Source organism: Mammaliicoccus sp. N-M50 (genome assembly GCF_022386995.1).
In the GTDB taxonomy this organism is placed as follows: domain Bacteria; phylum Bacillota; class Bacilli; order Staphylococcales; family Staphylococcaceae; genus Mammaliicoccus; species Mammaliicoccus sciuri_A.
In genome coordinates this window covers 1-23654 of sequence record NZ_JAJNJA010000014.1, presented here as the reverse complement: position 1 = coordinate 23654, position 23654 = coordinate 1, and the positions used below count along the sequence as shown (strand labels likewise).

Below are 23654 nucleotides of genomic sequence, written 5' to 3'. Positions count from 1 at the left end.
GGATTGTCTGGAATATCAGGGTTATCCGGGTTGTCTGGGTTGTCTGGATTATCAGGGTTGTCCGGGTTATCCGGGTTGTCTGGGTTGTCTGGGTTGTCTGGATTATCAGGGTTGTCCGGATTATCAGGGTTGTCCGGATTATCAGGGTTGTCCGGATTATCCGGATTATCTGGAATTTCACATACTTCATTGATATATTCTACTTGTTTAGGTGTTAAACTTGATTTGATATAGTCTAATTCTGCTTTATTAATCTCTTCTTCAGACTTACCTTGTGCACGCATAGATTCTTTTTTAAGTTCTAATTGTCTGCGTAAATCTTCTTCGTTCCACTCTCCACTAACATTGACACTTGTAGTAAGCGGTGCGCCACTAAAGTCTTGTGGTGTATCAAATTGTTTATTAAATACAATACCGTAAGCACTATTTGCTACTACGTTACCTAAGTTAATGATTGCGATATTACCATCAAATGTGATGTTTTCAGGTGTAATGATATTCGTATATGAACTCTTACCATCCTTTGAAACAGCAGGATAATATCTATTCACTAACCAATCAGACGCATCAGAAGTTGTGACATTATCATAAGGCAACGTCACGCGCATAACAGCATTATCAATTGCATAGTCAGTCCCAAAAACAATTCTCCAATTTTGTGCTGTTGTTGCTTCATTTGGACCACTTTGCCAATGATGAACTTCTAAATTTCCCGGGCCATAATTATGAGTGTCAGTTGCATTTGGATGGTTATTTGGATTTTTCACTTTTTCTTGAAAACCATTGTTAGAATAGTCATCTAAATTTGTATCCATAACACTTTTAGCATTAAGATTAACCTTATTTGTATATTCAGTTGTCACTTCATCAGCTGTACAATGCTCGCTTGTTTTCACGCCGTTTTTAACAGTTTGTGTTTGTTCAGGCACATAACCATTTTGCCCATTGAAATACGTCAAAGCACCATCTTTATCTGTATCCTTTTTAGCATCAGCATCATTGTTTACTGCAATAGAATTTGTGTCTTGATCAGGATATTGCTTTGCAGCATAAGAAGTAGCTTCATCGTTATTATCTTCAGGTGTCTCACTTGCTTCATTTGTTGTAACGTCTGTGTTCTCGTTCGATTCATTAGTCGTTTCTGGTTGTGTAGCATCGCTTGGTTGTTCCACAGCAGTATTCTCTGAATCTGTATTTGTAGTTTCACTATTGATGCTTGTATTGTCTGTTTCTACTGCGCTATTTTCACTCGCTTGTGCTTCATGTTGAATACCCATGACTAATAAAGTTCCCAATAAAATAGATCCCGTCCCGATTTTGAACTTCCTTAATGAAAATCTTTGATAAGTGTTCCTTTGCATTAAAATTCAACTCCATCCCGTATTGTGTTACATATTACATCTATGCTAATATATTATACCTCACGGATATTAATAAAACAATAGGTTTTTTCATAAATATGTAACTGTTTACAAAATATTGAAAAATAAAGTTTATACATAAGATATACCTAAAATGTCTATTAGTTGAGTGTTATAGAATGAAGAATGGATGGTACACATATATTAGATTTAAAGAAATATTATTTGTGGCAAAAATAAAGACGAAGTGCAAAGTGCACTTCGTCAAGTTGGTTAATTATAAAGATTTGGTAAAACCAGCTATTGTTTACTTAGTGTTTAATCTTAACTTTGCTGTGTTAGATTTTTTATTAATAGGTTCAGAAATTAAAGCTCGTGATAGTCCAAAGTTAGGCATATTTAAATATATATTTTCATACTCTTTAGCATTCACATTATATGTTTCATGATAAAATCCTACAGCATCATTATTTTTAAGACGTTTACTAAATGTTTTCCATGCTTTTAAATGTGTAGGCATTTTGGAATACGTTAATAATTTTTCGTTAGATTCCCAGTATTGAATAATATGAACACCTTTATACTTAAAAAGTGTTTCAAATGATAGACAGCCTAAATTTTTATTAATTGATAACTCTTTCAGCATGGGTGGCATCGCTAGGAGAACAGGTAACCATTTCGTGATTTTTAATGGCTTATTAATATGTACACCAATCAAAAATACTGTGACATTATTTCTTGGTAGTACTGTAGATCGTTTGTTATTCATAATTACCCTCCTTTCTTTTCTTTATAGAAGTATTGATTTCATTAATTTCTCTTTTGTTTTTTTGGTTAAGAATACTCCAAATAATGAAGTAAATAACAATAAAAACAATAACAAAAATTAGAATAGATGATACTTTTAGTGGGAACCAACCAGCTAATAGAGCTAGTGGGAAAAAGATACATAACATAATAATGAAATGAAGAATGGTAGTTACTAATCTTGAGAAGGTAAGATTAGTAAAAATTAATGAGCTTAAGCTAAAAGTAACGCCAATCGCTGACCAAACAGAGACTGCAAAAATCATGATTTGTATATTAGTAAAATTGTTATAATAAATGCCTCCCATAAATGAATATGGATTTACAGGATTATATTGTCCACTCGCAAATAATAATGAGAATATAATGGATATTATCGTACCAAAAGCGATACCTATAGTAATACCAGTCAATATACGTTTCATATTTCTAATGCCTCCTTTATAGAATTTAAAAAGCGTCTTGAAGAGTAAGTAGAATCTTTATTTATGAAAATTATTTCAATAATACCGTTTTTATTTTGTTTTAGATAATCGATAAACAAAATATTAATAATTTCAGACTTTGATACTTGTAAAAAATTTTTATTTAAGTGTTGTTTAATTTTATATAGTCTTTGATTATATGTGAAAGCACCTTTTAATGTATAAACCTTTAGAATCTTATTCTCAATTCGAAAGCTGTATATATCTTCGGACTTCAAATAAATCACTTTACCTTTGTGATCTTTTACAGAATGAAAATTAGATTTTTCAAAGTTATGAATAAATTTTAAAATTTCATCAATATTGGGATGATTGGGGTGACAAGTAATCAATAACTCATCAGTATTCATTGTTTCTGAGTAATTAAATTTAGCCTTCATAATGTACCCTCCTTTAATTAAGAGTAAAACAGAACTCATTTAAAATTGCTATACAATTCATCTAAGTGGTCTAAATCAAAGTATAAGTGGTATTAAATTTTAGTTATTTGAAGTGTAAGGATGGTAATGCTTCATAAGAGAGTCATTGGTATATTTGGTGAATGGAATGAAAAAAATATGACCATATCTTTCCTCATTTAGAGAATCAACAGAAGCAAAGGAAAGAAGTAGGTATTGATATCTCAAATCATACATCAGACTTGATTCATAATGATATCTTAAGACAATCAGATTTAGTCATAACATTATGTAGCAATGCAGATGATAATTGTCCCATCATACCACCTAACGTCAAAAAAGAACACTGGGGCTTTGATGATCCAGCAGGAAAAGAATGGTCAGAATTTCAACGTGTTAGAGATGAAACCGGAAGTAGAATACAAGAATATAAAGAAACGCTCGTATAATGCGAGCGTTTCTTTATATAGTTGATACAGTTGAAATTTTTAAAAATTATAGCATATTGCTGAATTTATAGAGATATATTTCTTAAATATTGAATAGGGTGTAATTCTATGATATATAATACTTGATACACACATAAATAAGTGGAAATTTAAGTTACTTTATAAACCGCATCATTAACTGATAAGCAGAAGCGTATCACAAATAAAACTAAAAAATAGGTAAGTATATGAAGAGTGTAAATCAGAGTAATTAATAATAATGTATCAAAATTTAAGAAAGTAGAGATTAATTTTTTATTACTTCCTCTAAACCACTCATTATTAAAAAATGATTAATTAAAAGTCAAAGAAGTTTTAGTAGAAGAAAAAAAGTTTAAATAAATAATTAACTAGTGTATTAGTTAATCAATTCATAGAGAATGGAGATTAAAAATGACTAATAATCAAGAAAGAAAAACATTATTTATTTCATATGCTCATACTAATGATGATCACAAAAATAGAGTGAAGGAGATGGCAACTGAACTAATCAATAATGGTGTAGAAGTAATTTTAGATATTTGGGATTTTGAAAAAGGGTCAGACTTGAACAAAAAAATGGAGGATTCAGTAACGAAAAGCGATGTAATATTAATAATTGGAGATAAAAGTTATGTAGATAAAGCTAATAATCGTGAAGCTGGGGTTGGTAAGGAATCAATTATTTTAAGTAATGATTATGTGAAAAATTTAAACAGTGGAAAATATAGAATATTATATGCCTTTACTGAAAAAGATGATATGGGAAACCCAATATTACCAAATTACATGTTAGGAAATAATAGTTTTGATATGACTGATGATGTTAATGATTATCAAGTTGCAGAGGAAATAGCAAGAACTATATATGGTGTTCCGATAGAACCAAAACCTAAATTACAACCTATACCTGATTTTTTAGGAAAGAGTAGCATGAGCGCAATTAAAAAAATAAAAAAAGTAAATATAATTGATAACAAGCTACTTGATGAATTTATTGAAGAGTTAAAAAAAGAATTAGCAGAACTAGATAAGGATTATAAAAAATATCAAGACATACATATAAGACGTGATTTCAGTAGCATTACTAGGCTGCTAAAGTATTGGGATGAAGTTGTTAGAAAAGTTGATAAAGCGAAAGAGATAGCAAAAGTTTCAGAAGAGTTATTAAATACTTTAGATTTATATGATAGAAATAATAACGATGCAACAAGAATTTTTATTCGTCTTTCTTTTGTTTACACAATTGCTTATGCTATAAATATAGAGAATATAGAGTTTATAGAAGACTTGATAAAATATGACTATACTGTTGATGATAGAGAAACAGACTATACAATAATAAATGATTTTTGTAACCCATCATTTATTCAAAATGAAATATATGAAAGAGGAATATTAGATTATAATACTCTTTATTTTGAAGTGGAAGAAATAATACTAAGAGATAATGATTTTAAAATAGTAGGAATTCTTGAAGCAGACATATTTCTTAACTTTATTACTTTATTTAATAAAGAAAAATCTAAGAGTCAATTTAATAATTGGAAAATTGTGGATCCAACGATATATTCAAAAGTAGAGAAGTATAAAAATCGTTTCAAATATTTGAAAAGTTTCAAAAGGGAGAAAACAATTAATGAACTACTATCACTTTTAAATATGGATAACTTAGAAGAGTTCATCGAAAATTTAGAAACTATTAAAAATAGTAAGTTCTTTTTAGTAATTAAAAAAGAGGAAATAGCCAGTCAAAAATAAAATTTAAAAAGTTAACTGTAGAAAGGGTAATAGTGTCATGGGAATAAAACTTATTAAACATCAACGATTATTAGACGTTACAGATGATTTATTGTAATTATCTCAAAGAGTTAATGAAAAAGTAATTGAGGACAACATGGACTTTAAATATGAATTGAAAAAACTAAAACGTATTATATCTAATATAGAAGATGAAACGATCACAATATATAGTCATCCGTATGTTTTATAAATATCTTATTTAAAAGCAGAAAACATTTGATCTAGTCTTAAAAGTGTAGTATTACTGTGTGCAAGTACTTTTGAGTGCTTGTGAATCATAATAAAATACTCCTTAATTTACCCTGTCACTTTATGTGATGGGGAATTTTATTTTTGCGTTCAATCGGCATCTACTAATAACAGTTAGTCTAAATGTGCGGTATAATATAAATGTATATTAACAACTAATATCTACCCTAATGTTAGTTGTGATTTTTTATAAAAAATTCTTTCTATTTTATTGTGTAAAATGTATAATATCTTTAAATACACACACTGAAAGAGGTAAGGGGAATGGCCAAGAATAAAATTGTACGCTTTAACTTTTTGAGACCAATCAAAGAAGAATTTGATAGAGATGATGTTGAATATGAGTTAACAGATTTATTTACTATTATTGAAAATCAATATAAAGATTGTAAATCTGAAGTTATAAAAGCAAAAAAAAAAAAGAAACCCAAAGAATATGTAAGTAGAATTTCAAATTATTTTTATACTTATGAACATGCAGGTAATAAAATAAAGTTAGGTTATGTGAATCATGACCTTGATAATAAATATTTTCACTTAGTTTTTGAAAAGTTTGATTATCAATTATATGAACTTAGTAAAGAAAGTGGAGAATCACGAATTATAGACGCTGAAGATGATGAATATATTGGATATAAAATAAGTTGTCTATATGATCCAGCAAATGCTTGTTTAATAATTCAAAGGGGTGTTAATGCTGTAGGCATAAAAGCGATCGAAGGTTTTATAAATAAGTTAATAGATTTAGTTCTAAATATTGAAATAAAATTAAGGTTAGATGCAATTTTAGAAAAAAATACTACCAAAAAAGCGCTAAACCAAAGTGTATATAGAAGTATTGGGATTCAAGTATCTAGGACGCAGGCTCAAAATATTGTTCGCGAGTTATTTAAGAAAGAAATAAATGGAGTATACTCAGTTGAACTAACATTAAAAACTGAGAATAAAAAAACGGCTGAAATAGACAGTGAAGATATGAAAGAAATAATAAACACCTATACAAATATGATTGCAAAAGATACCTATGATAAAAATAGTAGCTCTGAATTGGAAAAATTAATTGTCCGTGCTAGAGAAGAAGAAGATAGTAGTGTGCAATCGATTGACTTAATAAGTAATAAAATACAAGCCATTATCGATGTAAATATTAGTGAAGAGCGTTTAATATCGCAAAGTGGTATTTATGATAGAATGGTAAGTTTTTATCGATTGCAAGATAAACCTTTTAATAGATTAGTGAGATGATAAAGTGGAGAACATTTTAGATTATAATTCATTCTTTAATAATGTGATAATTTTTTCTAGTATTACATTAGGTTTGTTTGGGACATTTGTAGCCTCGATATTCTCTATGAAAGAAGATAAATTAATTAAATTTATATTTGTATCAGTTAGCTATAGAAAGCAACTTAGATGGTTTTTATATATTTTGACAGTAATTAGCGTTTTATTGATATTACTGTCAATCCTAATTGTTTCTATAAATATAAATTATATTCATGGTAATTGGAAGGTATTATATGAATTTTTGAGATATTTTTCAATTTTTCTTTTTATAGTTCATATTGTTACCATATTAATATTTTTTATTACGAGTATCAGGGCGTTTACAAAATAGTAACTAATCCCACCTTAATTGGTGGTCTTTTTTAATTTAAATATTTCCACAATACAATCAAATATTTTTGAAAATTAAAACCACCTAAAGGAATAGGTGGTTTTATTTATACTATAAAACATATTCAGATTTTAACAAAGACATAATATATATGCATCCTTATACTTACCTTTAGTATAGAATTGCTCTTTGAGTAATCCTTCTGTTTTAAATCCTTGTGACTCATATATATGCACAGTTTTTTCGTTATCTGTATCAACATAGAGATAAATCTTGTGCATGTTTAAAATATTGAATGTATAACTTGTTGCTTTTTCAAATGTGAATTTTGCATATCCATTACCACTAAACTCAGGTTTAATAATTACTTGTATTTCACAATTAAGATGGATGTAATTAATTTCTACTAATTCAGCAATACCGACTACTTGATTCTCATCTTCTACAATAAAGCGTCTTTCGGATTTATCTAATAAATGTTTATTAAATAAATATTGAAGTTCCGTTAAAGATTCATAAGGCTCTTCAAACCAATAACACATAATAGAATATTCATTGTTTAATTAATGAACAAAAGGTAGATCACTAACCTCTAATACTCTTAGTTTCATAATTCCACTCCTAAAATTTTTCCTGTATACCTGCATTATAAATATAAATAACGAATAAGTCATCATTCACTACATTTACTCTATTTTAACAATTCAATCCACACTAACTCTCATTCTCTCGCTATTTTCTAATACATGAATAGTAACAAAAATACTTAATACTACTAAAAAAAGAGGGTTATTGTATGAAATATTCATTGGAAGGTACATATTTAAAGTCTGATTACGGAGATGTAATAAATAAAAGCTAACTAGATTTAAAACCACAAAACCACATAATTAAATAATTATAAATAAAGACATACTATACTATTACAATAAGTCTCATTTTAATATGTTAATTAATTATTTTTAAGAGGTTTCGTGGTTTACATAAAGTTGATTATTAAAGTTTCTTAATTGTTTTTGTAATTAGAGTACAAACTAGCTTTTCATCTACTTTATTAGTTAGATTATCTAATAATGACTTAAAAGAAGTCATTGAATTAAGTAGACTATCATCATCATTATTAAAATCATTGTCTAGCTCTTTGGCTTCAAATATGTCTAAGTAATATTTATCTGATACAAAATTTAATGATGCTACATCACTTTCCATTTGTTGGATGAAGTTGTTGTGATTATTTATCCAATTATTAATTGAGTTTATTATACTGTTTATTAAATCATCATAATTTATGAAATTATTATATTTAGAAGTATTGCTAATGATATAAGTTAATCTATCCGTAATATCAAATGTAGTTTGAACGGCATTATAATGTTTCTTTGTGTTTAAAGGAGTATAGGTTAAACTAAAAATATTATCAATTAGACTTGCAACTTCGTTTTGTTTATTAATATCAACTGTTCCCTCTATTTTTGTCCATATGAAATCAGTTAAGTCATCAGCAAATGCAATTTTTTTATCTATAATGAAGTTGCTCATTAGTATAGGTATATTAATTAAATCTTTCTTAAGTGTTTTATAATCTTCAGCTTTGTGAGATGAAAACTTTCCTAAATCCATCATTTTTATGTATGGGTTTTTGTAAAAAGTAGCTATAGCTGAAATAATTACGAATTCGTGAAAATTAAATGTTCTAGGAGTAAATTTATTATAAATAGTTCCCTTTCCCATAGACTCTTGATTAGAAGAATGAATATTATCTGCTGCAAAGTTTTTAACATCAGCTAATTGGAAGTGCATATCAGCACCGACGATTTCATAAAAGCTTTTATCAATATAATGCATAATATTATTTAAAGCGAAAATAGATTCAGGTTTGTATTTCGATGGATTTATATTTTCTAAATTAGAATTTATTAACTTAATAGGCTCGGGTAATTCCAGTTCCGTTATCTTTTGTATATTACTTTTAATAAGCTCTTCAATAATTTCGTTAATATCATCTTCATTTTTTTCTACATCTTTAACTGTTTGATCTGAAAAGTCAAAATATGCAGGAGTATTAACATCTCCAATAAACCTATAGACTAAATTAATCTTATGTATTCGTTCTTTTTTACTCTCAATATCTTTCATTGAATGCTTATTCATATAATCATATTCAAACATCATTCTAGGAAGAGTTACTATTTCGCTGTCAAAAAATTTATGTTTGAAAAAATCGAGTGTTGATCGTTCGAAATTATTCCAAAGATTCATTTTAGTTTCTTTATTTAAATCAGCTTCTAAAGCATCATAAAGTGAATCTAAAACACGGCGGATTAATAATTTATAAGCAACCTTTGAACTACTACATCTAATTATTGATTCAATATCTTCGTCATAAATATATATTACAATCCCATTTAAAGTATACTCACTAAAACTCTCACCCTTATTTAATTGCTTTATAGAAATAGTTAAAGATTTATCAATATCCAATGTTTTTAATGATACCCTACAGTAGTCTAATACATATCCTAGAAATATATAATTATTATCGGCAACTTGCTTAATTTTAAACTCCATATCAAACACCTCAAATTTTGTCAATTATTTTGCTCAAAGTAATTCCATTTATTATTTTTTAAATGGAAACTGCCTTTCCTATATGGATATATATTATATCTAACTTAAGTTAATGCTTGAGTATAATTCTTAGGAGGTTTTTATAATGAAAACATATGTAATGAAAGAAGTTTATACCCATGATGAGAAAGTTCATCACATAGAAATTGAAACCATAAAAGGAGAGCAATTTAAGTATACTACACAATTCACAATAACAAGTGATTGTAAAAATTTAATTACTCTTTTGATTGGTCAGGCTTTGATGTTGCCAAGTAAAACTGAATTTTCAATATACGACTTGTTGGATATGGTTGGTGAAGATGTCTATGGCGATATTTACGATGAGGAAGTATATGCTATTAACATTTTACTTGAAATGTATCTTGAAGAACATTTCACGCTATGCCAGTTACAAGAAGGTGAAGCGGAAAATATAATAGTTAAGATTTTTCAAAGGTAATTAATCTAGGAGGCAAAGAAGATGGAAATAAAAACAAATAATTTTTTATCAATTCAAACTGACATAGATCAACGTGCTGAAGAGGTTAGGTAACATGGGCAGAGAATGGTTCTTGAAATGTTTAGAAGAAGCGTTAAGTAAGAGAGCAAATGAAAAATTCACTGTAAAAAAATTGCTAATAGATACAGGTGCAAAGGATCCAACAACAAAGTTAGTAGAAAATGTCGAAAATCGGTTTCGACATTATGTAATGTTGAATGAATCTGTACATTTTGAAATGTTTTGCAATAAAAATCAACTTATTTTCGTAAGACTTACGGATTTTTACGGTTTCGATGATATTTAAGTAGTATTTGTAAATAAGATTATGCATGGAGGTAAAGAAGTAATGAAATTTGAAAATGATAATTATTTAATAAATTCAAATGGTTGCTTTAAGAAAATGAAAGGTACCAATGATGGAGAAAGTGAGAAGCTAGTTAAACTAGCTTCTCCAATTTTTATAGTTGCTAAGTATAAAGATCGAGTATATAAAAAGGAACAGCTTATCATACAAGATATAGATGGTGAGGAATACATTTTAGATTCAAGCATATTAAGTTCACGTAATTTGTTTAAATTAATAGAAATGGGATTTACTATTAATGAAAATCGCATTAAAGAATTGAGTAATGCTTTACAGGAGTACAGAGATAGTACGGTGAAAAGTAGTTTTTATAAAGGTGTGGGTGTTTTACCTACAAATAAAGGAACAGTTGTTGTACTTGATGATATCCATTTCAGTCCTTCAATGACTGAGGAAGATATGAATCAAGTGATTTGTGATAATAAATATGATTTATCGCCTAAAGGTAAATTAGATGAATGGCTTACAATGTTTCAGCAGCAAGTGAATGGCAATGTTGTATTAGAACTAATTACCATCTTTGGAGTAAGTTCATTAGTTACAAGATATTTATTCTTGCTAAATGAAATTGAGTTTACAGGAATAATATATTCATTGACAGGACAGTCATCTAGTGGCAAAACAACAGCAGCTATGTTAGCAGCATCAGTAGCAGGTAATCCTAATAAAGGAGATAATACTTTATTTTGTAGTTGGAATGCGACTAAAGTAGGCATTGAAAATATCGTGAGTTCAAACTTTGGGGTTCCAGTGATATTCGATGAATTATCAACTTCAACCATTAGAAATCTAACGAACTTGCTATATTCTGTAAGCGAAGGGCAAGGAAGAGAACGAGCAGATAAAAATGGTAACACAAGGGAAAAATTCAATTCAGGTACTTCAATTATTTCAACGGGCGAATATAGTATTTTTAATAACTCAGCAAAAAATGATGGATTAAGGGTACGTATCATTGAGATTAATGATGCTATAACATCATCATCTTCGAATTCGGATGCTATTAAAAAAGTTGTAAGAAAAAATTATGGTCATGTCTTGCCAATAATATCCGAGTATTTATTAAATAATGAAGAGGAATTGGTCTCTATTTATGAAGAACATAGACAGTGGTTTGAAGTTGAACTAGCAAATGAAGAAAGCAACACAGGAATGCGAATGATAAGTAGGTATGCTGTGATTTTGACTTCAGCAACTATATTTGAACGTGCTTTAGATTTGAAATTGAATAAAGAAGGTATGAAAAAATATCTTTTAGAATATCATAAAAATACAATGTCAGAGCGTTCTTTAACCGAAAAAGCAATGACAGCTATTATTCAATATGTCGCAGTAAATAAAGGCAAGTTTATCAAAGATGGATCATTATCTAATATGATTGAAAACAATGGAACAATATTAGTTCAAAATGATTATGTTGAAGTAAAGATTATACGTTCTATCTTCGAACGTATATTAAAGGATAATGGGTTTGAGGATACAAAAAACGTAATCAAAGCATTGGATAGTGACAATAAATTAGTAACAGATAAAGACAGAAAAACAAATCAAAGAAAAGTGAAAAATAGTAATGATGAATTGGAATCAATAGTCTTTTATCACATAAAAATTGATAGAGCATTTGCTGAAACGTTGGATTTAAATATGTATAATACATGATTATTGATAACAATTTGTCTGTAGAAATAAACAAAGAAAGGCGTTGAATAGTATGAATAATGAACAAGTTGAAGCGTTTATTGAAGTGCTTGTTCCTATAATGGAAGAACGTATTAATAAAGATAAATAATTTAATTACGTACCACAGGATGTAACCTGCAGTACACATATTTTATTTAGTAGAAATAAAACAAATCTACAAATATATATTATTACATTGAAGTTATATACCAAGGTCTATAACGGAAACTAAGTAAAAGGAGAGAAATATTATGAACAGAAAAATAGCATTATACTCACGTGTGAGTACGACAGAACAGTCTGAGCACGGTTATTCTGTGCATGAACAAGAACAAGTCCTCATCAAAGAAGTTGTTAAAAACTATCCAGGTTATGACTATGAAACTTATATTGATTCAGGGATATCAGGAAAGAATATTGAAGATCGTCCTGCCATGAAACAATTATTAAAGGATGTCAAAAACAATAAAGTAGAGATGGTTCTAAGTTGGAAATTGAATCGTATTTCTCGTTCAATGCGTGATGTATTTAATATTATACATGAGTTTAAAGAACATGGTGTAGGTTATAAATCAATTTCGGAAAACATTGATACCTCGAATGCATCTGGTGAAGTTTTAGTTACAATGTTTGGTTTGATAGGTTCTATAGAGAGACAGAGTTTGATATCTAATGTGAAGCTTTCAATGAATGCAAAAGCGCGTAGTGGAGAAGCTATAACCGGAAGAGTTTTAGGATACAAATTGTTACTTAATCCACTGACACAAAAAAATGATTTGGTTATCGATGAAAATGAAGCTAATATTGTTAGAGAAATATTTGATTTGTATTTGAATCACAATAAAGGACTTAAGGCCATAACAACAATTCTGAATCAAAAAGGTTATCGCACGATTAACCAAAAACCTTTCTCTGTGTTTGGGGTTAAATATATTTTGAATAACCCTGTTTATAAAGGGTTTGTCAGATTTAATAACTATCAAAATTGGACAGTTAAACGAAGAAGTGGTAAAAGTGATGAAAAAGATGTAATTTTGGTGAAAGGTAAACACAAAGCAATTATAAGTGAAGAAATATTTGATCAGGTACATGAAAAATTATTATCCAAAAGCTTCAAACCAGGAAGGCCAATTGGTGGAGACTTTTATCTAAGGGGGCTTATTAAGTGTCCCGAGTGTGGTAATAATATGGTATGCAAGCGTACTTATTATAACACGAAAAAATCAAAAGAACGTACTATTAAACGTTATTACATTTGTTCATTATTCAATCGTTCTGGTAGTTCTGCTTGTCATAGTAATGCGATTAATGCGGAAATTGTAGAACATGTTATTAACGTTCACCTTAATCGTATTTTATCTCAGCCTAAAATCATTAAACAAATTGCGACTAATGTTATAGAAGAGCTGAAACGAAAACATAACACTAAAAGTAATGTCATCATTGACATTGAAAGTTTAGAAAAACAAAAAGCTATAATTAGAACACAACAAGAACGTTTATTAGAATTGTTTTTAGATGATCAAATGAATAGTGAAATGTTGAAAGAAAAGCAAAATCAATTGAATCATCGATTTCAAGCTCTTGAAGAACAAATCAAAGCGGCTCAACAATCTAATCCAGAAGAAACAAAAATACCTGACTTTGATAAGTTGAAGAGTCGCTTAACATTGATAATTAGTCGTTTTAGTGTTTATTTAAAAGAAGCAAATCCTGAAGCCAAAAATCAGCTTATGAAGTTGCTGATTGATTCTATTGAAATTACTACAGATAAAAAAGTAAAGCTCGTACGGTATAAAATTGATGAAAGTCTTATCCCCCAATCTTTGAAAAAAGATTGGGGGTGTTTTTTTATGCCAAAAATTCATTTTGTAATTGATGGTACACAGAAATATTCTATTGACCAAATTACCACTTTTACCACTTAAATCTAAGTGATAAAAGTGTAGAATTTGTTATTAATAAATATATGGATAACATTATAAAAAATATTTCTCTTAGCACAATAATAAAAGAGAGGATAATGGGATTTCCTTGTCATACCAAATATTGTTGCTGATTTTTATTGGGAAGTTTTCTGAATATCAGTGGGATTTCTAAGGGAAATAAACGAAAAATCAAACGTATATTATCTATATGATGTGACACATACATCAATCAAACAATTAGGAGGTCATAAAAATGACATTAGAACAACAACTCAAAGGCTATATCACACACTTATTCACCCTACCAAAGGACGAAGAATGGCAATGTGAATCACTAGAAGAAGTGGCGAATGATATCCTGCCAGATGCATATATTAGGTTGGGACCACTCAGTAATAAAATCCTTCAGACTCATACGTATTATTCAGAGGCATTACACAAGCGAAAACTCTATCCATTTATTCTCTACTATGAGAAACAACTTATAGCCGTTGGCTATATCGATGAATACCATGATATGGACTTTTTATATTTTCATAATACCGTAATGCCTTTACTAGACCAACTCTATTTACTACCAAAAGGTGGTGAATCATAATGGCGACATGGATTCGTATTGCAGAAATGAGTATCACAGTCATAACAGGTGTGATCGCAATAATAGAAGAAATTGAGAAGGGTGACGTATAATGGCACGTTTTATCACAAGAGGTATTGACTCAGACTTACCTTACATTATCCAAAAACATATCTGGGAGCTTGTATTATTCAGAGAACATGAACAGGCTAGAGAACATGAGATAATCGACTATTTTCATATCTTTCAATTCAATATGTATAATGAGGAACTATACATTAAGCACAAACAAGAACGACCAGAATATGTCAAAATTCATAAAACGCGTTATAAGCAACCGATTAATATTAGTAAAGTCTATGTTATACGCGAAGATGATGTAGGCTGTTCTTATTATGTCATGTTGTTGCCGGAAGAATATTAAATAAGGAGTGTAAAAAAGGTGCAAAATATTAAAAGTACATTAGAAACAGAAGCGATATTCAGTGATGATAATCAACATCGTTATTTACTAAAGAAGACATGGGATAACACGAAACAATCTATCGCAATCATTACAATGTATCCTAGTTATACAGGGATACTTCAAATAGATTTAACAACTCAATTGATTATAAACAAAATTTCAGAAATGGATGAATATGGCACGATTTATTTTGTGAATTTATATTCCAATATTAATACACCTCGTAATTTAAAGCACTTAAAAAATAGTTTTGATAAGCATACAGAGATTCATCTGATGAAGGCGGTCAAAGAAGCAGATGTTGTTATTCTTGCATGGGGTGCTTATGGTAAAAAGCCAGGTGTAGACAAGAGGGTGAATAATGTATTAGACATGTTGAAACCCTATCAGAAAAAAGTGAAAAAACTCATTAATCCCGCCACAAATGACATCATGCATCCACTCAATCCGAAAGCACGTCAAGAATGGCTTTTGACAACATAATATAGGAGGATATATAAATGACATTATCACATTGGCAAAACGTTAAGCATTTTTTAGATTCACAAACATATGAAGTGATGATAAAAGGGGTTATCGCACATATCGCATCTATTCATGACCATAATACATTGAATGATATTTATCAAATGTATATGGCAGATGATACCCTAACATGTATACTTCATGAGAACATACAAGGCATCATTAAGTCGGTACAACATGAAGCCGATTAATATTGTATCCTTATAAATTAAAGATAGGGATTAGTCGTATTGTGACACTTCGTTTTTCTTCATACTTCATGTTTATATTATATTCCCCCGATATAACGCCTTTTTAGTACGTTTGTATTTTTTACCATATTTTTGAAAAAGATTCGCGTAATGACATATTTTGTCATACCTGTTTTGTAGAATATAGATTGAAGGAGGTGACGCATTGGATCGTGTTTTTCGTGTGTTGACGATATATAATCGCTTACTACAACACAAAAATGTTAATAAAAAGACACTCACACAAGCATTAGGTTCAAGCCCGAGAACGATACAACGAGATATTGATGATATTCGTAACTTTTTATATGAAGCAAAAAGCTGGGTTGGTGTTCAAAGTGAAATAACGTATGACTATAAATCTGAAAGTTATACATTAAAAAAAGATAAAAGTGAAAGTCAATATTTTATGTATGATATTTTAAATAGTCTTTATCTGACAACACCAAAGATAAGTCGTCACTTCTATCAGTATCTTAAGATGGTGATAATCAAATATCATGGAGACCAACAAGATGGATTATTACAATATTTAAATCATTTTGAAGTTGATGATGAGAAAGAAACGCGTACATCTGTTTCAGTCGCTGTTCAAGCGTTAAATGAAAATCGATATTTAAAGCATCATAAACATTTAATATTACCGATATCACTTCATTACCAAATGTTTTCATTTCATCTCATTTATCAATTCAATCATGAAATTTATATTACAGATATTCATAAAATGGATTTAACATTAGCGAATGAAACGTTTGATTGTCATCAAAAAGAAATGAAGCATGATTATATTACATTTGAAGTATCAAAAGAAGTTTGGTTAAACATACATCGGTATTATCAAATTCATGTGATTGAAAATTATGATGAAGATCATATTATGGTGACATTTAAAATGACAAGGCCTGAGGCTATTCAACTTTGTTTCTTATATCGATCACAAATACGTGTGATTTCACCACGAGATTTAAGGGAACAAGTGATTGATGAATTACTCTTTTTACAATCAACATATCTAAAACAACAGATTCAGCATTAATAACATATTTTAATTACGGAGGGAATCGAAGCAATGGGTAACATAATAAAAACGATAGGAAAAGGTATCGGCAAAGGTATAGGTGCAGCCGCTTATGTTTCAGTTACGACTATTGGTGCAGCCGTTAGTGCAATCTGGGAAACGACAGGTGATAGAGGAATGGTAAGGGATGCTTTAAAAGATTGTTCTAATGAAGAATTAATGGAAATATATGGTATACAAAAAGAAGATGATGGTGATTATACCATGTATCTTGCGGCAAAATCTTTATTAGAAGAAAGAGGCTATATGTATCTTGATGAAACTAATGAATGGATTAAACGGTAAGGGGGTAAAAGGTTATGGACTTTATTTATTATAAGCAAAAAAATTTAGATCATTTTGAAAATCAATTGAAAGAACTAGCTTTAAATAAAAATTATAAATTTAACAAAGAAATTGAAGTGTTAAAAGAAAATGAGATTCTTGAAAAGTCGGGTAATCATGAGCGAGAACTATTAAAAATATTTAAAAACAATGCGCAGATAACAACATACCATTTCAAGAATCATAAAAGTAATTATTTAATTATTATTGGAGAAACAAATACTCCTGGAATTATAGGTTTAACAGTTATATTTGATAAAAAGCCTTTTAAACAAACAGGGAAGCTTGCATTGGCCTCTTTATTAACATTATCTCTTTTATCTGGAGGAGGTATAATAGCAGCTATAGCTGGACTTGGTGTTCTTGGGTCATATGCCAAACGAACTTTCGCAATTAAAGGTCCATTAGGAAAAGAAATATCAGAGATTATAGAAAATAAATTGGGTCAACCTATAGAATTCAAAGACTAGAAAATCAATACAGTTATGTCAATGATAGAAGTTTGAATACGAAAAATAACAGCAATATTAAAATATTAACAGTGTAAGATATATTGTAGGACAGGGATAGATATTAAAAAGTGTCCCTGTCCCATTTATTTCATTAAAAAGGTGCAATAATATTTTTTTTGAACCTTACAGAAAAAGAATTTGATACATTTACAAAAGCATATTTCAAGCCTTACACAAAAAAGTTGTATATATTGTAGGTGTTAAAAATGATAAAAATGAAGTTGTCATAGCTATTTTATTTACAAAAATAAGGGCTATAAAGTTTTTAAAATATTTATATTCACATAGAGGTATGTTAACGAATTATTATGATATAGAATTAGTCAAACTAGATAATTTTCTGTTTTAGACTTAAAAAATTGATTAGATGATATGTTGTTGTCAGCATATAATCATCAAACGAGCCGTATAATAAAAAAGGAAGATGAAATGGATGTAGAAGTAAACACTTTACTTATTGAAAAAAAGAAAGATTCTTAAAATTATTTAAGTTGGCTGAAGAAAAAGTAATTCGTTCAATTAATTGTATAGATTAATTAAAAGGCATATAAAATACAGATGATAGTCAAGCAATATTTAAAATTGCATCTATTAATTTATAAAGCTATTGAGATCTATTAATGTCATAATGAATTATGTTGAAAGGTGAAATCCAATACACAAAATCTATGTTAGCAGACAATCCCAACTATAAAAATACAAAAGACAGCTATTCAAAACCTTAATTAAATAATTGATTAAACGAGATGGTGAAATCATGGATTGAAAGATTATTGTGTTTAGCAATTTAAAAAAAGTTTTTAATAGTAATGTAGAAGAGTATTGAGCAGACTTTATAAAATCTTTTAGGAAAATTTGATAATTTTTTAAATAGGTTAACTCAGTAGAAAAAATCTTTAACATTTTAAACTTAAAATAAGTATATTAATCTAAGTATATTTTTTGAGTTTTATTTGCTAATGGTTTGGTTCTGTAATCTTAATCGTTAGTACAATTACTTTTGTATATTTTTGACTTTAACAATCTGATATCTCTTTCTTGTATGTAAGAGTAATTAACAAGTTTTATCCTTTTATGTATATCTTTGGTAAATCATGATACAATAGTTTTTATTAGAAATTTTTACAATTTATTGAGGAGTCAATGAGAAATGAATGGTCAAACGAAAGAGATTAAGTCACACTCAATTCGTTATTTATATGGTTTAGATGGCTTAAGGGCAATTGCTGTTATAGCTATCATCATTTATCACCTTAATCCTAAGTGGTTATCGGGTGGTTTTTTAGGTGTGGATACTTTTTTTATCATTTCTGGCTATTTAATTACGAGCTTATTAATCCATGAATATCAACAGACTGGTACGATTGACCTCTTACATTTTTGGAAGAAACGTATTAAAAGGTTACTGCCCGCAGTCTTATTTTTATTAAGTATTGTACTTACATATACTTTATTATTTGAACCGAGCATTATCAAAAGTGTGAAACAAGATACGTTTGCTGCTTTATTTTATGTATCCAACTGGTGGTATATTTTTCATCATGTTAGTTATTTTGACAGCTTTAAAGTGATGCCACTTAAACATTTATGGAGTCTAGCGATTGAAGAACAATTTTATGTTTTTTGGCCAATTTTATTAATGATATTACTTCGCATTAAAAAGTTAAAAAGGCATTTTGTTTTAGTTGTATTTATAGCTTCTCTTATTTCATTATTGTTAATGATATTAATTGCTGAACCGAATGTTGATAATTCAAGAGTATATTTTGGAACAGACACTAGATTACAAACTTTGTTATTAGGTGTATTACTAGCATACATATGGCCGCCTTTTAGATTGAAACAGCAAATTATAACGCCGTTAAAGATTGGAATTGAAACGATAGGTTGTATTTCTTTGGCGCTATTAATTTATTTTATGATGACTGTTTCATCCAATGACAATTGGTTATACTTTGGTGGCATTTATCTTATTTCTTTAAGTTCTTTACCTGTCATTGCGAGTGCTGTTCACCCTAGCACATTATTATCTAAAGTATTAAGTAATCGTTTATTGTTATGGATTGGACAGAGATCTTATAGTTTATATTTATGGCATTATCCTGTCATAACATTTATCAATAAACATTTTGTTCAAGGGCAAATCCCTTTTTATATGATATTGATAGAAATCATATTAACGTTACTGTTAGCTGAATGTTCATATCGTTATGTTGAAGTACCTATTAGAGTTCGTGGGCTAGCATATTTCAAACCTGGAAAAGCTCAATTAAAATCACTCATTGCTAAGAGTAGCATTACTTTAGTATTAGTTGGTCTTACGTTAACAATACTTTCAGGGCATTTTGATTATTTACAACAAGCGCAACATCATCATACTAAGACGACGTTTAAAGTTTCAAATCACGACCATAAGAATAGTTTGATATTACCTATTCCTAAAATTAATGTTAATAGTGAACAAACCATTAATCATAAAGGAAAGCATCAAGATAAAATGTTATTTATCGGTGATTCCGTCATGGTTGATATCGGCGAAGAAATACACAAAGCATATCCAGATGCAATAATAGATGGTAAAGTCGGCCGTAATTTAAATGATGCTATTCCACTCGTTCAAGAGAAATACAGTACATTTAATAAGCCTAATCAACAAGTTGTACTTGAACTTGGTACGAATGGAGATTTTTCATATGATGATTTGACGAAGCTCATTAAAATGTTTGGTAATGCGCATGTATATGTCGTGAATACACACGTACCAAGAGATTGGGAACAAAGTGTCAACGAAAAACTTTCGAACGCAGCAGATTCACATAAGAATGTTCAATTAGTCAATTGGTATCAAAAAGCAAAAGACCATTCAGAATACTTCGCATATGATGGTGTGCATTTAGAATATAAAGGCGTACAAGCACTCGTATCCGAAATTAACAAACATATAAAATCATGAGATTTGAATTTGAAAAATTAAACAGGTCGGTTATAATATTAATTGTACCTTGTCAAGTAGACAATTAAATAATAGAAAATGGTCGAATTCATAGCTGTGCTATGGACTCGACTATTTTTATATAATTTGATTAGTTTTATATAAAAGATATATTTGAAAAATCGATTACTACCCACTTTATAAATTATAAAAAAACAATTCTTGTCTCTTTATAGAGTTCACTTTTCATCATTTCTGATCCTATACTTATTGAAATATCATATACTTGGTATTTTTAAATTGGTTAACCCCTTTATCAAATGTGCTAAAAGCAGGTTTGTTAAATGCCAAGCTCTTATTCTTAAAGTATTTGCTACAAAGTTCTTTTATTCATTTAAAAATTCCTCCTTTTTTTAATTTCTTTTGATGTTGAGATGATTATATAAAGATATTTATAAAACATTTATATAATTATTAACTACTACAAAATGTAATATTAACTCTATACTTATCAAGGTATTCTTACCATTACTTATCCCTTAAAATTATTACAACCAATCTCGAATCTATTAAATATAATGTATTTCATAAAATATAGATTGTAGAAAGGAAAAATTCAACGATAAATAAAGAGATTAATTTATTGTATGATTTGTATGAAATTGTTTTTCGAGTATTTTAGATAAAATCTAGTGAAAGTAGAAATGAAGGATATTAATATTACCTTAGTTTTTATTGAATAGACATAAATCGGAGTATGTTACTAGTGACTATATCGCCTAAAATATAGAGTAATAAATCTATATTTTTTTGCTAAATATTTTGTATGTTATTAACAATTTTATAAATCATTATATTTAAAGAATCGCATCTACGTGTAATTTATATACAAAAATAATAATAAATTTTAATTGTACTCAACAACAATTATAAAATCTATATTTTTTTAATATATTTATATATTGAAAATCTAATTTTGATAGATTAATATAAATGTGATAAGGCAAGTTGTAATATTCGTCGTATCATACATTAATATATTTGAAAGGAGACTTGGTTCAATGAAAAAAAGGGGTAGAAAATTAGATTTTATACCTAATAGATTTAATAAGTATTCAATTAGAAAATTCACTGTTGGGACTGCTTCAATTTTAGTTGGGGCAACCTTGATTTTTGGAATAGGAGAAGAAGCAAAGGCGGATGAACAACAAAATAGTTCTGTACAATCACAGTCAGCAGATGATAATGGTCAATCTGGCAAATCTTTAGAAGAAGCAAGCACAGAAGAAAAAGCACCAGAAGCTGAGACAACAGAAGAAGCAACTACAGAAGAAAAAGCACCAGAAGCTGAGACAACAGAAGAAGCAACTACAGAAGAAAAAGCACCAGAAACTGAGACAACAGAAGAAGCAACTACAGAAGAAAAAGCACCAGAAACTGAGACAACAGAAGAAGCAACTACAGAAGAAAAAGCACCAGAAACTAAGACAACAGAAGAAGCAACTACAGAAGAAAAAGCACCAGAAACTAAGACAACAGAAGAAGCAACTACAGAAGAAAAAGCACCAGAAACTGAGACAACAGAAGAAGCAACTACAGAAGAAAAAGTACCAGAAACTAAGACAACAGAAGAAGCAACTACAGAAGAAAAAGCACCAGAAGCTGAGACAACACCAAAAGCTGAAGCTACAAACAAAGTAGCATCAGAAGAGCCACAAACTAATTACAATAATAATGATTATTCAATTTCACAAGTTCGTGATGAAGAAACAGCTGTTATATATTATAAAAAAGCTGCCAACGTTTCAGATGAACAAGCTCGTGAAGTAATCAGTAATTTAAATTTAGATATAAAAAATTTAAGTGAACAAGAATTACAATATGAATTAATCAAGGCGTTAGCAAAAGAGCAGAACAATAATAAACCATTAGCAACTGCTTTAAGAGCGGTATCACCAAAAGATGAAGAATCTTTAAATATTGCTTCAAATGAATTAATCAATACATTAGCAGTAACAGATAAATCAAAAGTAATCGAAGCAGATGCGATTAAGAATGGATATATCAAATCTCAAACTGACGCAACTAACGCTAAAAATACTTTGTCAGGAAGAGCTTGGATTGTTGATAAAGGAACGCCTGCAACAATGTCTAATGGACTTACAGCAGTTCCTGAAGGTACGAAAGTATACTTACAATGGATCGATAAAGATGGAGCTGTATCACCAACATATATGGCTACAACATCTAACAAATTAAGATCTTCAGATGGTTCTCAAGTAGGTCCAGGTGCATATGCATTTGACTTAAGAGAGGCTTGGACTGACGCAAATGGAAAAGAGCATAAATATAACGCGACTAGTAAGCAACTATATCGCTTATGGATTGAAGATTTTGAAATTGATGATGGTATTACAGCGACAATGATACGTCAAGCTGGCGGATTTTATCCTGGAAGATATGTAGACTCTATTACTAATTCTAATTTAGGTCAATTTCCATTAATTGGTTCAAATATGCAACGTACGGGTATATTTATGGGAATTAAGTCAGGTAATGATTACATGACTAATGACAAATCTGAATGGATCCATGATGAACAAGGTCCATTGAGTAGTCCAGCAGTAGATTTAAAAGCAAAAAATTCAGTTTCAGGACAAGTTTGGTTTGAAACAGGTGCTGGAGACTATGCTAACTCAGCTACAGGACCAAATAATAATAGTAAAGATCCAGAA

The 23654-nt window shown here is 29.2% G+C and carries 21 protein-coding genes and 2 pseudogenes; 17 read left to right on the top strand and 6 right to left on the bottom strand.

Annotated elements, in window-relative coordinates; translation table 11 throughout:
- The 4 genes from LQ622_RS14550 to LQ622_RS14535 form a co-directional block, all read right to left on the bottom strand.
- Positions 1 to 1361: YSIRK-type signal peptide-containing protein (locus tag LQ622_RS14550; RefSeq protein ID WP_239775443.1), on the bottom strand; the 1361-nt coding region annotated here is incomplete at its 3' end.
- Positions 1362 to 1668: 307 nt separating this feature from the next.
- Positions 1669 to 2130: a DUF4188 domain-containing protein gene (locus LQ622_RS14545; protein WP_126477375.1), complete on the bottom strand. Its 462-nt coding sequence runs from the start codon at positions 2128 to 2130 to the stop codon at positions 1669 to 1671.
- Positions 2123 to 2593 carry a DUF3021 domain-containing protein gene (locus LQ622_RS14540; protein ID WP_071664971.1) on the bottom strand — a complete coding sequence of 157 codons (471 nt, stop codon included), beginning with the start codon at positions 2591 to 2593 and terminating at the stop codon, positions 2123 to 2125. Before LQ622_RS14540 ends, LQ622_RS14545 begins: the two co-directional genes overlap by 8 nt.
- Complete coding sequence (locus LQ622_RS14535) at positions 2590 to 3033, bottom strand: LytTR family DNA-binding domain-containing protein (protein ID WP_071664972.1); 444 nt, start codon at positions 3031 to 3033, stop codon at positions 2590 to 2592. The genes LQ622_RS14540 and LQ622_RS14535 overlap by 4 nt, the downstream gene beginning before the upstream one ends.
- A 221-nt stretch (positions 3034 to 3254) precedes the next feature.
- Between LQ622_RS14535 and LQ622_RS14530 the strand changes: the two are divergent.
- The 3 genes and pseudogenes from LQ622_RS14530 to LQ622_RS14520 all read left to right on the top strand — a co-directional run.
- Positions 3255 to 3500 (top strand): annotated as a pseudogene (locus LQ622_RS14530) (arsenate reductase/protein-tyrosine-phosphatase family protein); the annotation flags it as partial.
- 432 nt (positions 3501 to 3932) lie between these two features.
- Positions 3933 to 5279, top strand: a complete 1347-nt coding sequence (locus LQ622_RS14525; protein WP_239705268.1) for a toll/interleukin-1 receptor domain-containing protein — start codon at positions 3933 to 3935, stop codon at positions 5277 to 5279.
- A 555-nt stretch (positions 5280 to 5834) separates the two neighbouring features.
- Positions 5835 to 6815, top strand: coding sequence for a DUF6731 family protein (locus LQ622_RS14520; RefSeq protein WP_239705270.1), 981 nt, complete (start codon positions 5835 to 5837; stop codon positions 6813 to 6815).
- 484 nt (positions 6816 to 7299) lie between these two features.
- Here LQ622_RS14520 and LQ622_RS14515 read toward each other — a convergent pair.
- Both LQ622_RS14515 and LQ622_RS14510 read right to left on the bottom strand, forming a co-directional pair.
- Positions 7300 to 7799: pseudogene (locus LQ622_RS14515) on the bottom strand (GNAT family N-acetyltransferase).
- A gap of 385 nt (positions 7800 to 8184) precedes the next feature.
- Complete coding sequence (locus tag LQ622_RS14510; RefSeq protein WP_239705272.1) at positions 8185 to 9756, bottom strand: hypothetical protein; 1572 nt, start codon at positions 9754 to 9756, stop codon at positions 8185 to 8187.
- 145 nt (positions 9757 to 9901) lie between these two features.
- Here LQ622_RS14510 and LQ622_RS14505 point away from each other — a divergent pair, with 145 nt between their 5' ends.
- The 14 genes from LQ622_RS14505 to LQ622_RS14445 form a co-directional block, all read left to right on the top strand.
- Positions 9902 to 10258, top strand: coding sequence for a hypothetical protein (locus tag LQ622_RS14505; RefSeq protein WP_204173559.1), 357 nt, complete (start codon positions 9902 to 9904; stop codon positions 10256 to 10258).
- Between the two features lie 94 nt (positions 10259 to 10352).
- Positions 10353 to 10604, top strand: a complete 252-nt coding sequence (locus LQ622_RS14500) for a hypothetical protein (protein WP_239705274.1) — start codon at positions 10353 to 10355, stop codon at positions 10602 to 10604.
- 42 nt (positions 10605 to 10646) lie between these two features.
- The gene (cch1, locus tag LQ622_RS14495) at positions 10647 to 12323 is read left to right on the top strand and encodes a cassette chromosome replicative helicase (protein WP_239749087.1); all 1677 of its coding nucleotides are present in this window, start codon (positions 10647 to 10649) and stop codon (positions 12321 to 12323) included.
- A 272-nt stretch (positions 12324 to 12595) separates the two neighbouring features.
- The gene (gene ccrC, locus LQ622_RS14490; RefSeq protein ID WP_239705276.1) at positions 12596 to 14272 is read left to right on the top strand and encodes a cassette chromosome recombinase CcrC; all 1677 of its coding nucleotides are present in this window, start codon (positions 12596 to 12598) and stop codon (positions 14270 to 14272) included.
- Between the two features lie 253 nt (positions 14273 to 14525).
- A complete protein-coding gene (locus tag LQ622_RS14485; protein ID WP_239705277.1) occupies positions 14526 to 14870 on the top strand; it encodes an SAUGI family uracil-DNA glycosylase inhibitor in 345 nt (114 codons plus the stop codon).
- Positions 14871 to 14961: 91 nt separating this feature from the next.
- The gene (locus LQ622_RS14480) at positions 14962 to 15273 is read left to right on the top strand and encodes a DUF960 family protein (protein WP_239705278.1); all 312 of its coding nucleotides are present in this window, start codon (positions 14962 to 14964) and stop codon (positions 15271 to 15273) included.
- A gap of 18 nt (positions 15274 to 15291) precedes the next feature.
- A complete protein-coding gene (locus LQ622_RS14475; protein WP_239705279.1) occupies positions 15292 to 15798 on the top strand; it encodes a DUF1643 domain-containing protein in 507 nt (168 codons plus the stop codon).
- 17 nt (positions 15799 to 15815) lie between these two features.
- Entirely contained in the window at positions 15816 to 16031 is a 216-nt protein-coding gene (locus LQ622_RS14470) for a hypothetical protein (RefSeq protein WP_239705280.1), read from the top strand.
- Positions 16032 to 16236: 205 nt separating this feature from the next.
- The gene (locus LQ622_RS14465) at positions 16237 to 17109 is read left to right on the top strand and encodes an HTH domain-containing protein (RefSeq protein ID WP_239705282.1); all 873 of its coding nucleotides are present in this window, start codon (positions 16237 to 16239) and stop codon (positions 17107 to 17109) included.
- A 33-nt stretch (positions 17110 to 17142) separates the two neighbouring features.
- Positions 17143 to 17436: a hypothetical protein gene (locus LQ622_RS14460; protein ID WP_239705283.1), complete on the top strand. Its 294-nt coding sequence runs from the start codon at positions 17143 to 17145 to the stop codon at positions 17434 to 17436.
- Positions 17437 to 17450: 14 nt separating this feature from the next.
- Positions 17451 to 17945 (top strand): hypothetical protein, encoded by a 495-nt coding sequence (locus LQ622_RS14455; protein ID WP_239705284.1) that lies wholly within the window; start codon positions 17451 to 17453, stop codon positions 17943 to 17945.
- A gap of 187 nt (positions 17946 to 18132) precedes the next feature.
- A complete protein-coding gene (locus tag LQ622_RS15245) occupies positions 18133 to 18336 on the top strand; it encodes a peptidoglycan bridge formation glycyltransferase FemA/FemB family protein (protein WP_481816976.1) in 204 nt (67 codons plus the stop codon).
- An 801-nt stretch (positions 18337 to 19137) separates the two neighbouring features.
- Complete coding sequence (locus LQ622_RS14450; protein WP_239705286.1) at positions 19138 to 20940, top strand: acyltransferase family protein; 1803 nt, start codon at positions 19138 to 19140, stop codon at positions 20938 to 20940.
- 1040 nt (positions 20941 to 21980) lie between these two features.
- The coding region (locus LQ622_RS14445; RefSeq protein WP_239775441.1) for a YSIRK-type signal peptide-containing protein at positions 21981 to 23654 on the top strand (1674 nt) is incomplete at its 3' end.

Coding starts and splice junctions, on each gene's coding strand:
- LQ622_RS14545 (WP_126477375.1), bottom strand. CDS start 2,130: ATGAATAACAAACGATCTACAGTACTACCAAGAAATAATGTCACAGTA.
- LQ622_RS14540 (WP_071664971.1), bottom strand. CDS start 2,593: ATGAAACGTATATTGACTGGTATTACTATAGGTATCGCTTTTGGTACG.
- LQ622_RS14535 (WP_071664972.1), bottom strand. CDS start 3,033: ATGAAGGCTAAATTTAATTACTCAGAAACAATGAATACTGATGAGTTA.
- LQ622_RS14525 (WP_239705268.1), top strand. CDS start 3,933: ATGACTAATAATCAAGAAAGAAAAACATTATTTATTTCATATGCTCAT.
- LQ622_RS14520 (WP_239705270.1), top strand. CDS start 5,835: ATGGCCAAGAATAAAATTGTACGCTTTAACTTTTTGAGACCAATCAAA.
- LQ622_RS14510 (WP_239705272.1), bottom strand. CDS start 9,756: ATGGAGTTTAAAATTAAGCAAGTTGCCGATAATAATTATATATTTCTA.
- LQ622_RS14505 (WP_204173559.1), top strand. CDS start 9,902: ATGAAAACATATGTAATGAAAGAAGTTTATACCCATGATGAGAAAGTT.
- LQ622_RS14500 (WP_239705274.1), top strand. CDS start 10,353: ATGGGCAGAGAATGGTTCTTGAAATGTTTAGAAGAAGCGTTAAGTAAG.
- cch1 (WP_239749087.1), top strand. CDS start 10,647: ATGAAATTTGAAAATGATAATTATTTAATAAATTCAAATGGTTGCTTT.
- ccrC (WP_239705276.1), top strand. CDS start 12,596: ATGAACAGAAAAATAGCATTATACTCACGTGTGAGTACGACAGAACAG.
- LQ622_RS14485 (WP_239705277.1), top strand. CDS start 14,526: ATGACATTAGAACAACAACTCAAAGGCTATATCACACACTTATTCACC.
- LQ622_RS14480 (WP_239705278.1), top strand. CDS start 14,962: ATGGCACGTTTTATCACAAGAGGTATTGACTCAGACTTACCTTACATT.
- LQ622_RS14470 (WP_239705280.1), top strand. CDS start 15,816: ATGACATTATCACATTGGCAAAACGTTAAGCATTTTTTAGATTCACAA.
- LQ622_RS14460 (WP_239705283.1), top strand. CDS start 17,143: ATGGGTAACATAATAAAAACGATAGGAAAAGGTATCGGCAAAGGTATA.
- LQ622_RS14455 (WP_239705284.1), top strand. CDS start 17,451: ATGGACTTTATTTATTATAAGCAAAAAAATTTAGATCATTTTGAAAAT.
- LQ622_RS14450 (WP_239705286.1), top strand. CDS start 19,138: ATGAATGGTCAAACGAAAGAGATTAAGTCACACTCAATTCGTTATTTA.